Source organism: Psychrobacter sp. NG25, assembly GCF_015234355.1.
Lineage (GTDB): Bacteria > Pseudomonadota > Gammaproteobacteria > Pseudomonadales > Moraxellaceae > Psychrobacter.
In genome coordinates, this window is record NZ_JADGMV010000001.1 from 260,969 (window position 1) to 274,806 (window position 13,838).

The 13,838-nt window shown below is 43.4% G+C and carries 15 protein-coding genes; 9 read left to right on the top strand and 6 right to left on the bottom strand.

All coding sequences use genetic code 11. The features are described from left to right. Positions 1-14: 14 nt before the first annotated feature. The gene (locus IPZ60_RS01045; RefSeq protein ID WP_110921876.1) at positions 15-653 is read right to left on the bottom strand and encodes a carbonic anhydrase; all 639 of its coding nucleotides are present in this window, start codon (positions 651-653) and stop codon (positions 15-17) included. 689 nt (positions 654-1,342) lie between these two features. Here IPZ60_RS01045 and potA point away from each other — a divergent pair. From potA to IPZ60_RS01070, 5 genes are all read left to right on the top strand, one after another. Further along, positions 1,343-2,596, top strand: coding sequence for a spermidine/putrescine ABC transporter ATP-binding protein PotA (potA, locus tag IPZ60_RS01050; RefSeq protein ID WP_194196034.1), 1,254 nt, complete (start codon positions 1,343-1,345; stop codon positions 2,594-2,596). Beyond that, positions 2,596-3,474 carry a spermidine/putrescine ABC transporter permease PotB gene (potB, locus tag IPZ60_RS01055; RefSeq protein ID WP_194196035.1) on the top strand — a complete coding sequence of 293 codons (879 nt, stop codon included), beginning with the start codon at positions 2,596-2,598 and terminating at the stop codon, positions 3,472-3,474. The genes potA and potB overlap by 1 nt, the downstream gene beginning before the upstream one ends. Next, the gene (gene potC / locus IPZ60_RS01060) at positions 3,474-4,262 is read left to right on the top strand and encodes a spermidine/putrescine ABC transporter permease PotC (RefSeq protein ID WP_194196036.1); all 789 of its coding nucleotides are present in this window, start codon (positions 3,474-3,476) and stop codon (positions 4,260-4,262) included. The genes potB and potC overlap by 1 nt, the downstream gene beginning before the upstream one ends. Before the next feature lie 121 nt (positions 4,263-4,383). After that, complete coding sequence (locus IPZ60_RS01065; protein WP_194196037.1) at positions 4,384-5,274, top strand: LysR family transcriptional regulator; 891 nt, start codon at positions 4,384-4,386, stop codon at positions 5,272-5,274. 198 nt (positions 5,275-5,472) lie between these two features. After that, the gene (locus tag IPZ60_RS01070; protein ID WP_194196038.1) at positions 5,473-6,195 is read left to right on the top strand and encodes a hypothetical protein; all 723 of its coding nucleotides are present in this window, start codon (positions 5,473-5,475) and stop codon (positions 6,193-6,195) included. A gap of 100 nt (positions 6,196-6,295) precedes the next feature. On the opposite strand, the gene IPZ60_RS01075 is transcribed toward IPZ60_RS01070, so the two are convergent. The 4 genes from IPZ60_RS01075 to IPZ60_RS01090 form a co-directional block, all read right to left on the bottom strand. Continuing rightward, positions 6,296-6,667: a CrcB family protein gene (locus IPZ60_RS01075; RefSeq protein WP_025651934.1), complete on the bottom strand. Its 372-nt coding sequence runs from the start codon at positions 6,665-6,667 to the stop codon at positions 6,296-6,298. 68 nt (positions 6,668-6,735) lie between these two features. Further along, positions 6,736-7,794 (bottom strand): tRNA (adenosine(37)-N6)-threonylcarbamoyltransferase complex transferase subunit TsaD, encoded by a 1,059-nt coding sequence (gene tsaD / locus IPZ60_RS01080; RefSeq protein ID WP_194196039.1) that lies wholly within the window; start codon positions 7,792-7,794, stop codon positions 6,736-6,738. A gap of 140 nt (positions 7,795-7,934) precedes the next feature. Then, positions 7,935-8,468: a cytochrome c5 family protein gene (locus IPZ60_RS01085; RefSeq protein ID WP_194196040.1), complete on the bottom strand. Its 534-nt coding sequence runs from the start codon at positions 8,466-8,468 to the stop codon at positions 7,935-7,937. 91 nt (positions 8,469-8,559) lie between these two features. Then, positions 8,560-8,919 (bottom strand): hypothetical protein, encoded by a 360-nt coding sequence (locus tag IPZ60_RS01090; RefSeq protein WP_227669168.1) that lies wholly within the window; start codon positions 8,917-8,919, stop codon positions 8,560-8,562. Positions 8,920-9,328: 409 nt separating this feature from the next. On the opposite strand from IPZ60_RS01090, the gene rpsU reads away from it, so the two are divergent. Continuing rightward, positions 9,329-9,544 carry a 30S ribosomal protein S21 gene (gene rpsU, locus IPZ60_RS01095; RefSeq protein ID WP_110921885.1) on the top strand — a complete coding sequence of 72 codons (216 nt, stop codon included), beginning with the start codon at positions 9,329-9,331 and terminating at the stop codon, positions 9,542-9,544. Between the two features lie 143 nt (positions 9,545-9,687). Further along, entirely contained in the window at positions 9,688-10,137 is a 450-nt protein-coding gene (locus tag IPZ60_RS01100) for a GatB/YqeY domain-containing protein (protein WP_194196041.1), read from the top strand. 38 nt (positions 10,138-10,175) lie between these two features. On the opposite strand, the gene IPZ60_RS01105 is transcribed toward IPZ60_RS01100, so the two are convergent. After that, the gene (locus IPZ60_RS01105; RefSeq protein ID WP_227669169.1) at positions 10,176-11,870 is read right to left on the bottom strand and encodes a M48 family metalloprotease; all 1,695 of its coding nucleotides are present in this window, start codon (positions 11,868-11,870) and stop codon (positions 10,176-10,178) included. 371 nt (positions 11,871-12,241) lie between these two features. On the opposite strand from IPZ60_RS01105, the gene IPZ60_RS01110 reads away from it, so the two are divergent. Continuing rightward, on the top strand, positions 12,242-12,700 hold the full coding sequence (locus tag IPZ60_RS01110; protein WP_194196042.1) for a sulfurtransferase TusA family protein: 459 nt from the start codon (positions 12,242-12,244) through the stop codon (positions 12,698-12,700). A gap of 241 nt (positions 12,701-12,941) precedes the next feature. Further along, positions 12,942-13,805: an RNA polymerase sigma factor RpoH gene (gene rpoH / locus IPZ60_RS01115; RefSeq protein ID WP_197099889.1), complete on the top strand. Its 864-nt coding sequence runs from the start codon at positions 12,942-12,944 to the stop codon at positions 13,803-13,805. Positions 13,806-13,838 lie beyond the last annotated feature (33 nt).

A 13,838-nucleotide genomic window follows, 5' to 3' on the forward strand; every position in this document is an offset into this window, starting at 1 on the left:
ATTTAGATGATTTATTAGCTGTCTAAGAACCGTACCTTGCCTGTCTCTAAATCATACTCTGCACCAACGACTAGTAACTGACCACTATTGGTCAAGTCTTCTAGTGCACGTGAGCCATGCTTAAGTTGGCTAACCGACATACGTACGTTGGCACGGATAGAGCGATCAACTAGCTCGTCGGCATCGACGTCTTGACCATTAGCAGTCGCCAATTCATGCAGGTTATAAACACTTGGACGGATGCGATCTACGATGGACTGCAAATTGGGCGAGTAGTTTGTTTCAGGGTTAATGAGGGTTTCTACGCAGGCCGTAACCGCACCGCAATGTGAATGTCCAAGCACGACAACCAACTTGGTACCGAATTTTTCGGCCGCAAATTCAATCGAGCCAATCTGTGATGGTGCTACTACGTTACCAGCGACTCGAATCACGAACAAATCACCCAAGCCTTGATCAAATACAATCTCAACCGGTACACGTGCGTCCGAGCAACCCAAAATAATAGCCAAAGGATCTTGGTCTTTGACCAACTCCGGACGCCTTTGCATCATCGGATCAGTATTGCTCAAGCTATCAACGTAGCGTGCATTTCCTTCTTTCAAAAGCTCAAGGGCTTCTTGACCTGTTTTTGGGCGCGTATTGTTCGGCATAAGATATCCTTTATCATCAATAATATTAGAGTTATAAGCTGTTTAAATTGGATCTAGAATTAAGCTCACTCAGTCTACTATCTGTAGTAATTTTGCTCACCTCTCTAGTATCCAAGTCATATTTAACTGGCTATATTCAAACACAAATCGACTAAATAACTGACTAGTCACTATTAGGTACTGACAGGCCAATTATATTGGTCTACCACAGAGTAATTGTATAGGAATACCGCTTAAAAAATGATAAAAAACTTTGTATTAATGTCGCTATATGACGTAATTATTGCTAGCTGACCCAAATCATAGAACTAAAACCTCCTTACCAAATGTCCTAAATAGGCTTGCCAGCAATTAGAACTGAAAAGCTCATAATGAAAATCCTTCCTATCATATAGTTGATTCAATCTAAAAGAGAGGCAAGGCAACCGAGTGCAGATGTATATGTAATACTTTAAGCGAGGTTAACGCTATTACTCTTTTATAGTGGATTGACTATACCTTTGTCTCTCAAGTATTGTCACTCACGTAACTTATGATGAACTTGCATTAATTTATATCAAGGGTTTGTTATAATACGTGGCAACCAGACTAAATCTATCCCCATAGCTTACACCCACACCAAATGACTTTGACCACAGTATCCTAAATGAATGGCCATACTGCGATGTTAGATGCTTAGGAAAAATATTATGACCATCCCGCTGCTCAATACGCACAAAACCTCTGCATCACCTCATGATGACAAGGTGCTGCTGCAACTGACTGGTCTAAAAAAAACCTACGATCAAACTGAAGTATTAAAAGACATCAACCTCGACATTCAACATGGTGAGTTTTTGACACTGCTTGGCCCTTCAGGCTGCGGTAAGACAACCTTGCTACGCTTGATTGCAGGCTTTGAGCAGCCAAACGCTGGTGCCATTCATTTAGATGGTGTACAGATGGCAGGGTTGCCTGCGGATAAGCGTCCGGTCAATACGGTGTTTCAACAGTATGCGTTGTTTCCTCATATGACCGTCGCCCAAAACGTGGCTTATAGCCTTAAACTTAAAAAAATACCGAAAGATGAGATTAAGACACGTGTACGCGAGATGCTCGCAATGGTGCAGTTAGAACATTTAGCCAATCGTAAACCGCAAGATTTATCGGGTGGTCAACAGCAGCGCGTTGCCATTGCGCGTGCCGTGATTAATCGTCCTAAACTGCTGTTACTCGATGAGCCATTATCTGCGCTCGATCACAAACTGCGTCTGCAGATGCAGTCTGAGCTTAAGCGTCTACAACGTGAGCTGGGCATCACTTTTGTATTTGTCACCCACGATCAAGAAGAAGCGCTATCGATGTCAGATCGTATCGCAGTGATGAAAGACGGCACCTTTCAGCAAATCGGCACGCCTATCGAGATTTATGAAACGCCTGCTAATTTGTTCACAGCCAAATTCATCGGTGAGACCAATCTATTTAAAGCAGAAGTAAAAGGTGTCTATCCCAATCAGCCAGATCGTGATGGCAAACTTACCAATGGACGTATTGAAGTAGAAGTTTGCGAGGCACAAGCTCAAGATGGCCCAACCAGCTTACGTAATTTACGCCGTCCTAATTTTGCCAATGATGTGCAAGTCGGCGACATCGTAAACTTACTCCTGCGCCCAGAAGACTTAAGAGTTTACGATCCACAAGATAACGAACATGTTGGACTGTTTGGCCGAGTGATTGAAAGTAACTATAAAGGCAGCACGCTCGACTCGATTATTGAGCTAGCAAACGGTCATATTATTAAAGCCTCTGAATTCTTTGACGAAGATGACCCAAGCTTTGATTATAAGCTGAACGAAGCTGTCAAAGTCTCATGGGTAGACGGCTGGGAATGGGTATTGCCAGAAGACTCTACTGAGCCAAATAAAGGTGGAGACCATACAAGCGTACAAAAGGATGCCAGCTAATGGCAGGTCACAGCTTAGGCAGCAAAAGTCCTTTTCGTACCGCAACGCTATGGCTTATTTGGGGTTGGTTACTGATATTCGCGCTACTGCCAAATATCTTGGTCATCGCGGTCAGTTTTTTGACCCGCGATAGCAGTGCTTTTATTAGCCTACCCGTCAGTATCGACAGCTATGCACGCATGATTGATCCGCTCTATTTTGGCGTATTTATTCATTCATTATGGATGGCAGGCATCACGACTATCATTTGCTTATTACTTGGCTACCCTTTTGCATGGCTTATATCTAGAGCAAAAACCCGTTGGCAACCACTGCTGATGATGCTATTAATACTACCGTTTTGGACCAACTCTCTGGTGCGTACTTATGCACTCAAGTTGCTGTTTGCCAATAATGGTTTAATCAATAAGTCACTGCTTGCGATAGGCGTCATCGATACTCCTATCGATATCCTATATACACAAGGTGCAGTGATAGCTGGTCTGACGTATTTACTATTTCCATTTATGGTATTGCCGTTATATGCCGTGTTTACTGACTTGCGTCAGGACATGCTACTGGCATCACAAGATTTGGGTGCCTCCAAGACGCAGACTTTTTGGCATATCGTACTACCATTGACGACGCCGGGCATCATTTCAGGAGTGCTCTTAGTCTTGCTGCCAGCAATGGGAATGTTCTATGTCGCCGACATCTTGGGTGGTTCACGCAACCTATTAGTCGGAAATATCATCAAAAACCAGTTTTTGGATGCGCGCGATTGGCCATTTGGCGCTGCAGCCAGCGTATTATTGACCCTCGCTATGGCCGTGCTGTTACTGGCCTATCGCGCCAGTAGTCGCCGCATTGGCAAGACTGATTTCAGTGAGGTGGCCTAATGTCTCATTCGCGTACAACGAAAATTGGCAGTATCGCAGCCAAAGGCTACCTCAGCCTGATTTATGCCCTGCTATACCTACCCATCATTGTTTTGGTGGTGATGTCATTTAACAAATCAAAGATTGGCTACAACTGGGGCGGCTTCAGCCTAAAGTGGTATGAATCACTATTTAATAACCAAGCCATGCTAGATGCATTTTGGCATTCTATCGTATTAGGGCTGGTCGCTGCGACCGTCTCAACTTTGATAGGTACGCTCACCGCTTTGGCACTACACCGTTATAATTTCCGTGGTAAAGGCTTGCTAAACGGGCTGCTGTTCGTACTGATGATGTCACCTGAAATTGTATTGGCCATCTCATTATTAGCGCTATTCTTATTAATTGGTCTGCAATTAGGATTTGTCTCGCTGCTATTGGCTCACATTACTTTTTGTCTGCCCTTTGTTGTGATTACCGTTTTTGCGCGATTGAGTAGTCTAGACGAGCGATTGATGGAAGCGGCACGCGACTTGGGTGCCAATGAGTCAACGATGGTACGTACCGTGCTCATTCCTGTTATTTTACCAGCGGTGATGGCAGGCTGGTTACTCGCCTTTACGTTGTCATTGGATGATGTGGTGGTTTCAACGTTTGTCACTGGTCCAAGCTATGAGATTTTACCGTTACGAATTTATTCTATGGTACGGGTAGGACTCAAACCAGAAGTCAATGCTATCGGTACATTGCTACTGGCTGCTTCTTTAATCTTGGTTATCATCTCGCAGTTGCTGTTACGTAGGCGCTAGTTTACCGCTGCCAATCTGACATCGCTAGTTTGGCACTGTTTATTAATACCAAGCTTTGAATGAAAGTCAGCGCTATATCTATTATAATGAATTTTTCTCACCTTCGCGGTTAGGTTATCTTATGCTAGAGCTCCGTCACCTCAACACCCTAACCGCGCTACGAGCGCATGGTTCACTCGCTGCTGCTGCCGATGAGCTGCATGTCACAGCTTCAGCGGTCTCACATCAGTTGAAAGAGCTAGAGAACTACTACGATATCAACTTGGTCAATCGTCGTACACGCCCGCTTACCTTTACCCCTGCTGGCAAGACAGTACTGGCATTGGCAGATAGTATAATGCCACAAGTTACCCGCACTAAATCCAACCTTAAGCGCCTAGCACATGGTCAAGCGGGTAGACTACGCCTAGCATCTGAGTGTCATAGCTGCTTTGATTGGCTCATGCCGATACTCAATCATTATCGTCGTGAATGGTCAGATGTAGAGCTGGATTTTGCCACAGGGTTTGAACCTGAGCCGCATCATCTGCTCATGGAAGGTGACATTGATTTATTGATTACCACCAGTGATTTACCGATAGACGGTATCAGTTATCAGCCGCTGTTTGAGTACGAGAGTCGCTTGGTACTGTCGCCCACGCATGATTTGGCAGCACAAGAATTTATTGAACCCAGTGATTTGACTGAAGAAACCTTAATTGCTTATCCAGTAGAGGCCAAGCGTCTCGATATTATCGCCAACTTTATGACGCCTGCACAGGTGAGCTTTGAGAATGTTCGTACCACAGAACTAACAGCAATGCTCATTCAGCTGGTCGCTAGTGAACGCGGAGTTGCTGCATTGCCTGATTGGGTCGTCGCGGAATATGAGAAAAAAGGTTGGGTCGTCTCGCGGAAGTTGGGTGTAGGTGTACATTGTCAGCTGTATGCAGCGACGCGTACCTCAAGCCAAGACACAGCATACATGCAAGGGTTTGCGAATTTACTAGAAGGGATAGTGAAGCCGTTGTAGGTTCATTACTGATTACTTTCTTATAGTTATAAAATATTAGTCACTTTTTCATATCGTAACGAATGTTATGGTAAATGATGGTTCCCTAGTGAGGACTTGAATTTTAGGCTGTAGGCTAATGGTATCATCGGTCTAATTCATTGAAATAGTTACAGTGTACTTAATAGTGTGCATCCTATGCACAATCAGGAAGCAATTATGTTTAATACTAAAGCAGTATGGTTATGCAACTATAACAATTTTGATGTGACAGAAACTTATGATATCGATGCAACGTTACCAGCTATTTTCGATGCTGTGCAATTTTATAATCTTGAAAAGAAGAAAAAATCTGGTGTAAGGACTAAAGCTGAAGACCAAGAGTATAAAAGAATTATTAGCGAAGGTTTAGAGTTTCGAACAAATTGGTACAAGGGTGAATATATCAGTGAAGATAATATGCCTAAAAAAATCTTTATTTATCCTGAAAGAGAAATGCCTAAATCGGATGAGTTGATGTTTAAAATAATAAATGGCTATTTACTATTTAGTCAACAGTGCTATGACATCATCAATCAGTTCACGCTAGGCGCTACGCATTTTAGTCAAGTATATATTTATGATATTGAGACAGAGGAACTAAAATCGCAGACGCCTTATTACTTTATTAATATCGCAGAGACGCGTGACTATCTAAATACTGAAGACAGTAAAGGGGTTAAAGAAAACTCTTATGCTCCAAAACTACCCACGCATTCTATATGGGAACCAACCGATGATGATATTCAACTGAATACTACTGCACAAGAGTGTGAGGTGGACGTATGGCATGACTCTGTCTTACGAAAATCTTTATTTTTCTCAGACGAGTTGGTCAGCGCCTTAGTGGCATCAGGGACAAAGCAACAAGCGCTCGCTTTGATTCGTTGCGTCGTCAAATAGTTATTTTATAGATTGAGTTCAATGATATTAACAATCAAAATACACTGTTATTGGTGAACTGCTTCTAGCAAACCACTAAACGATTAATATCTATCAACGGCTACAAAACCAACTTAAAGAAATAAAACCCCAGCGCGGTTGCCAGTAATGTTAACCCAACATGTAAACCGATAAGCGCCAATCCTGCTAGCAAACGGCCATCATTCACAAAGGTAAAAACCTCCGCGCTAAAGGTACTAAAGGTCGTCAGGCCGCCTAAAAACCCAGTGATGACAAACAGTCTCACGTTGTCAGATAAGCCAGTACCCATTCGTCCGAACCATACTAGCGCTAGCCCTATCAGCAGTCCACCCAAGACATTTGCGCCCAATGTACCGAGCGGTATCCAATGGTGCAACGGATTAAAGCGCGCAAGCCACCCTCGCAAACACGCGCCAAATGCGGCGCCCAAACCAATCGCAATCCACTGCATAGCTCATCCTTACTTTAGATAATTTTCATGAGCATCAACATGGACATGAGGCCCAATCAATAGCATCTTTATACCGCAGGCAATTCGGTCATCGGCCAACGTGGCACACAGCTAACGGCCAAAACATCCGACTGCCCTGCTTGCAAGCGCTCGTAACCGGCATAAGCAATCATTGCCCCATTATCGGTACATAATGCAGGCGGTGCATAGTGCACCGTTGCATTTATTTTGGCCAGTTCAGCTTCTAACGTTTCACGCAAATGAGTGTTGGCACTGACGCCACCAGCAATGACTAAGCGGCTCATATCTACTTGCTTAAGTGCTTTGACGCATTTTTTTACCAGCGTATCAACCACTGCATGTTGAAAGCTAGCCGCAATATCAGCGCGTACTTGTGGATTACTCTCGGCACTATTTCCTGAGCCTCCTGAGTGTGGGGTATCCTTGATAAGGTTATGCACGGCTGTTTTCATACCGCTAAAGGAAAAGTCCAAACCACGATGTAGCATTGGTCTTGGCAAGCTATACGCATTTTGATTGCCTGTCTCGGCCAGTTTGGCGATATTGGGACCACCAGGATATGGCAAGCCCAGCATCTTAGCGGCTTTGTCAAAGCACTCACCCGCCGCATCGTCTATCGACTCACCCAATATCTCATACTGCCCGACCCCACGTGCAGCAATGAGCAAAGTATGTCCACCAGAGACGAGCAATGACACAAAAGGAAACGCAGGAGGGTTTGCACCCATTAATGGTGCCAACAAATGGCCTTCCATATGATGAATACCAATCGCAGGGATATCCAAGCCATAAGCCAAGCTACGCCCAAATAATGCACCCGTCATCAATGCGCCAATGAGTCCAGGCCCTTTGGTATAGGCAATCGCATCAATCTCGCTTTTTTTCATATCACATTGATCTAACAGCTCATTGAGCAAAGGCACCAGTTTGCGAATATGATCGCGACTAGCGAGCTCAGGCACGACGCCACCATAGAGGGCATGTAGCTCAATTTGTGAATACAGCACCTGACCAACCAAACCTTGATTGTCGCTCGAAATCTGCTCACTATCAAAAATCGCTAGACCAGTCTCATCACAAGAGGTCTCTAAACCCAACACTTTCATATATTTGCCTTTATACTTTTGTCTGCGTGTTATTTTTTGCAGCGTTTTTCGCCTTAGCTTATGTGCGAAAAAACGTGCACAAAAAAACCGCCATTGTCAGTCACAATGACGGTCAGTTTAGCAAATTTCAATGGTCAATATCAGCTAACCGCTGCAATCATGTAATCTACAGCCGCATAAACCTGAGCTTCACTTACTTTATCAGTGACTTGCGCTGGCATTTTATTAAAGCCTTTCGCAGAGTGCATGTGTAGCGTATCTTTGCCTTTGGTAAGGCGCGCTGCCCATGCGGCTTTATCACCATATTTTGGTGCATCGAGTAAACCTGCAGCATGACAAACCTGACAGTTTGATTCATATAGTTTAGCGCCTGCATCCGCGGCCAATACTTCAGGCTCAGCAGCAACTTCTGCTACCGACTCTTCTGAAGTAACAGGCGCTTCGACAGATTCTAATTCAGTCTCTGGTGCAGGCGTAGCAATTTCAGACTCAGTCACTTCAGATTCAGAAACTGGTGTGTCATCGACCGCTACAGTAGTATCGGTAGATTCATTGGCAGTAGATGCTTTTTCAATACTTGTATCCTCGCCACTACAAGCACTCAGTGCTAATAATGCGCTAATACTGATAACAGAGACCGTAAGCTTGCTTATACGCTGTCGTTTATTCATCATGATCACACCTCTATACTATATTTTATATTGGTGGCTGCTTATAAAGCTTATTTATCACTCCTGGCAGCCCAAATGACCATTAAATCCATGCTTATTCAGCGGCAGCAGCTTCAGGTTCGGCGCTGTCAGTAGCAGCTGCGTCAGCATCGGCGCTATCTGCTTCTGCTGTAGTCGCTGTTTCTGCCATAGCAGTAGCAGCCGTTCCTTCTTCAGCAGGTGCCGTACCATCAGCTTCCGTAGCAGTTGCATCAGCCGCAGGCATCGGTGCTGTTTCTGGAAACTTCATGTCTTCAGCTTCCGGTGCATTTTCAATCGCAAGTGCAGCCGCTTCTTCAACGCGATCTACTGCCATTACTTCTTCATGCTCTTCGCCGCCACAAGCGCTAACACCAAAGCTAAAAGCGACGATAAATGCGCTGCTTAACGCTGTATTTAATACTGTCTTTTTCATTCAAACATCCTCAATAAAATACACACAAAACGGTTCATAGGCTTACTATAATATGGGAATTATCATAGCATAAACTCCACCTAAACCGTTATAGACAGTAGGGTTTTTTATTTATAATGATGCTATCTAGCACACTTATATAGTCACTCTTATTTAACTAAAACTATTAATGCTGTCTAATAAACTGACTCTATATCTACAAAAAACTGTGCAACTTAATGATAAATATGGATTAATATAACAAATTCATTGACTTACTTGCTATTTTTTATTAAAATACCTGCCCTTGTGCTCATGTACAAGATTATCCTAGTTTGAGCTGATGTCTGTAATCTTGAGATATTACGACTAAATACTAATACACAGCCAAACTAATGCCTTTATATCTCATCCTAATCAAGGAGTCTTCATGCCTGCAGTTAAGGTTAAAGAAAACGAACCAGTAGATATCGCTATCCGTCGTTTCAAACGTTCATGTGAAAAAGCTGGTGTATTGTCAGACGTACGTAAGCGTGAGTTTTATGAAAAACCAACGCAAGTACGCAAGCGTAAGAAAGCTGCTGCCGTAAAGCGTTATAAAAAGAAATTACAACGCGAAACTATTCGTACTACTCGTATGTACTAATCCATAATAAGATTAGTTAAGTACAAGTGCTACATTAACGCCACTGTTATCCATTGATATCAGTGGCGTTTTTTATGCTACAATTTTTATTATTATTGCACAAAATCTGAATAAATAACTCTTAACAAATAAGGATAATAACAATGAGTCAACTCAAAAAAACTTTATCAGACAGCATCAAAGTATCTATGAAAGCGCGTGAGCTTGAGCGCGTTAAAGTATTGCGTAACGTACAAGCAGTCATCAAGCAAATTGAGATTGACCGCCGGATAGAGCTAGATGACGCACAAGTATTAGAAGTATTACAAAAGCAATTGAAACAGCGTCAAGAGTCACTCACTATCTTTACAGAAAACAACCGTGATGACTTAGCGACCAAAGAGCAGTTTGAGATTGATATCATCAATGGGTTTATGCCCAAACAAATGAACGATGATGAAGTGGCTGCTTTAGTCAATGCTGAAATCGCTGAGCAAGGTGCAACGTCTATGCGTGATATGGGTAGCGTGATGGGTGTACTAAAGAACAAAACGGCAGGCCGTGCAGATCCAGCCCTTATCTCTAAGATGGTAAAAGATGCCCTACAAGGCTAGCACCTATTATTGGTAGATCTGTCTGTAAAAATAACCGCCTAAGGCTTAAAGTCTTTGGCGGTTTTTACTGCTTTGAGTTCTGCATTAATATTGGCTAATAGCGGCCGAGCACTATTGGCCTGTGGTGTACTCTGTAATCGCTCTGTCAGTTGCTTGGCTTGGGTCAGCGATATGAGCGCACTTTCGTAGCGATTACTCCATAGCTGATCTTGACTGCGGTAACGTAACGCATTGATGGTGGCAATATTGGCCAGCTGCGGTGATGTCGTTGTTTTTGCCAACTTTTCATTGGCCAGTTGTAGACTTTGCCAAGCATAACGATCGCTTGGCTGTTGCTCGGTTAGTGGTTTGAGCAATGCTTGTGCTTGTGTCGGCTGGTTACCATTGGTGAGTGCTTCTGCTAAGTAGAGTCGTAGATCACGACGCTCAGGATAGATGCGCTGCTGGCTTTCTAAAATTTGTGCCGCTTCTGACCACTTACCTTGTTCCGTTAGCATATAGCTGTGGGTAATTGACAATAAAGGCTCTAACAGTTGACGCTGTGTCATTGGCAATACATCGATTTCAGCCAGTAGCTTGTTAGCATCTGTAAAACGTTGTTGTTCACTGTACCAGTGCACCAAAGCCAATTTAGCACCGACACTATTCTTTGCAGCAGTCGTCAATACGGTCTCAGAAGCATGCTTACCAGTAATCTGCACACGCCAATAGAGCAAATCAAACAATGCCTGATGACGTTGCTGCTGGTTTAATGATAATGAAGGATAACTCTGCGCGCGACTTTGTGAATCACTCAAACGCTCATTACTCAGTGGATGGGACATAATAAAACTTGGCAAAAACTGGTTTTCAACTTTATTGAGCTGACTTCGTTGATTCATGGTGGCAAAAAACCGCGGCATGGCTCTTGGGTCATAACCCGCTTGAGTCATGATTTGCATCCCTATTCGATCAGCCTCTCGCTCATTACTGCGGCTAAATGCCATGCTACTGTTCATCGTAGCGGTTTGACTACCCATCAAAACGGCTGTCGCCGCATCACCATCGATTGCTGATGCAGCAATTGCTGCTAGCATGCCACCTACTTGCATGAGCAATGCTTTTTTTCGATCATCCACACCACTTTCATAATGATGCTGGCTAATGTGTGCCACTTCATGCGCTACCACACTAGCAAGCTCGTCCATACTACTGGCAGCCAATATAGTGCCTGTATTTAGACCGATGACACCGCCTGGTGCTGCAAAAGCATTGATACTCGGATTATCAATAAGCACCAAGCCCATTAACGCTTGCTGCCGTGCTTGAGCATTCAGACGCCAAGTCATGTCTTTGAGCGTTTCTTGAATCCAAGGATCATGCTCCATCTTAACGCCACCATTGATATTTCGTAGTGACCATTCGCCTAGTAGCTTATTTTGATACTGCTCAGCGAAGCTCAAGCCCTGACCTCTCAAGTTAGGCAAGTCTAAATCTTCGGAGTCCGTGGATTGCCATGAGTTATAATTGTATTGTGACGTTTGGGTGCTGCTATTATTACTACTGTTCCACTCACTACTATTGGCAACCGTTGTGGTCATCAATAATGCTGTTGAAACCCCTAATATAAACATGCTCGATATCGCTATAGACAGAGCGCCCTTTTTTCGCTCGCACAACAGCGATACCCACCCAAACGAAGGTGTGGCGACCACATATTTATTTGAGTGATTCATGGCTGTGCTATCAAGCATCGATTGTCTATTAGAGTGATACAAATGCTTATCCTATGCAGTTAAGTGATGACAACATCTTCTCGACTATACGAGCTTGTACCTATAAGGTCAATTCTACGGCGTGTACGACTACCAATAACTAAGCAGCGTGTCATTATTGCGCAACATGACTGTGTAATTCTAATGAACCGAATGTTGAGTTGATTATATTCAACTCAATTGCACCCTAGCTATTTGCTATAATGACAGTTACAACAATAGGTTTACGTCGCTATCAAGCACAAGGTATTCAATAAAAAAGTCTTAAAATCAACAATGCTTGAAAGCCAACTATTGAGAATACAAATAGTATTACAAACCAAAGTATTGGTATTTATAAGGGTTGTTTTATGTCTGTTGATAGCCAGTCCACCATCACCCATGCGCCTGATTTCATAAACTTATCAGAAAAATTCTCTGGTGCTGAGCAACAAAATATCAATAACTTGTTGGCCTTATTGTCGTTGAACGATATTGATTTAAATAACGAAGCAAATGCTAAGCAATCTTCTATTAACATTGTACGTTTCGTCGATGGACGTGGGCTTGCTTGTCCAATGCCGCTTCTGAAAACCAAAGTAGCATTACGCGATGTCGCAACTGGTGAATCACTGTATGTGGTCGCCACTGATGCCAATTCACAAGCAGATATCGCTGCTTTCTGTCGACAAAGTAAGCAAACAGACACGGCCAATCGACTGCTGTTGACCATTAATAGCGTTACCAATCAACCAACAGCTGATAGCATATCATCACAGCGTTTCGATACAATATATCACTTCATCATTACCAAAACTGATAGCAACTAAGCGTCGCTATCCTTTACAATTACAACTATAAATATTTTTATCTTACTATTTGCGTCACTATTTAATCAAGGTCAAGAATATGGCTAACACTTCTAATGATGCTGCAAAAACGAGTAAAAAAGACGATGCAGCACCTGTAAAAAACGAAGCACGTGATGCAGCATTAAAAGCTGCGGCACAGCGACCACCTTATGATGCGGAAGCGCTAGGTGATACCAGTACTCGTGATTTGGTACCAGCGATGCCAACGCATCTTTCAGCGCCTGGGGTCAATCTGGGTGCGTATATCAATACCGTTCATCAAATTCCAATCTTGACGCCAGTACAAGAGCAAGAGCTGGCGCATCGCTATTATGACGAAGGTGATGTGGAGGCGGCACGGCTGCTCGTCATGTCACATCTGCGTTTTGTGATTCACATTGCCCGCAGTTACTCAGGTTACGGTTTGCCACAAGCCGATTTAATCCAAGAAGGTAATCTGGGGTTAATGAAAGCGGTGAAACGCTTTGATCCTAATAAAGGCGTACGCTTGGTATCCTTTGCGGTGCATTGGATTAAAGCTGAGATTCACGAGTTTGTGATTCGCAACTGGCGTATCGTTAAAGTCGCGACTACCAAAGCACATCGTAAATTATTCTTTAATTTGCGTAGTCTTAAAAAGACCAACAATCAGCTGACACTAGAAGAAGCAGATGCGATTGCAAATGACCTAAATGTCACTCGCAAGCAAGTGTTAGAGATGGAGTCACGACTTACGTCCTATGATGCCTCGTTTGAAGCGCAATCGAGCGATGACGATGATGGGCGCTATGCACCGCAATTGTTCTTAGAAGATGGTATTGATCCTGCTGAACAGTTAGAAGAAGCTGACTGGGAAGAAAACAATTCTTCAGCATTAATAGCGGCAATGGGAACCTTAGACGATCGCTCGCGTGATATCGTTGAGCAACGCTGGCTCTCTGAACAAAAATCAACCTTGCATGAGTTAGCAGCCGTCTACTCTATCTCGGCAGAACGTGTTCGCCAGATTGAGAAAAATGCCATGGATAAAATCCGTGATGCAATGACTATCGATAGCGTTATCTTGCCGGATGATATTCAATAGCCGTTATTTTGTAGTAGCGACCGTTTTTAAATA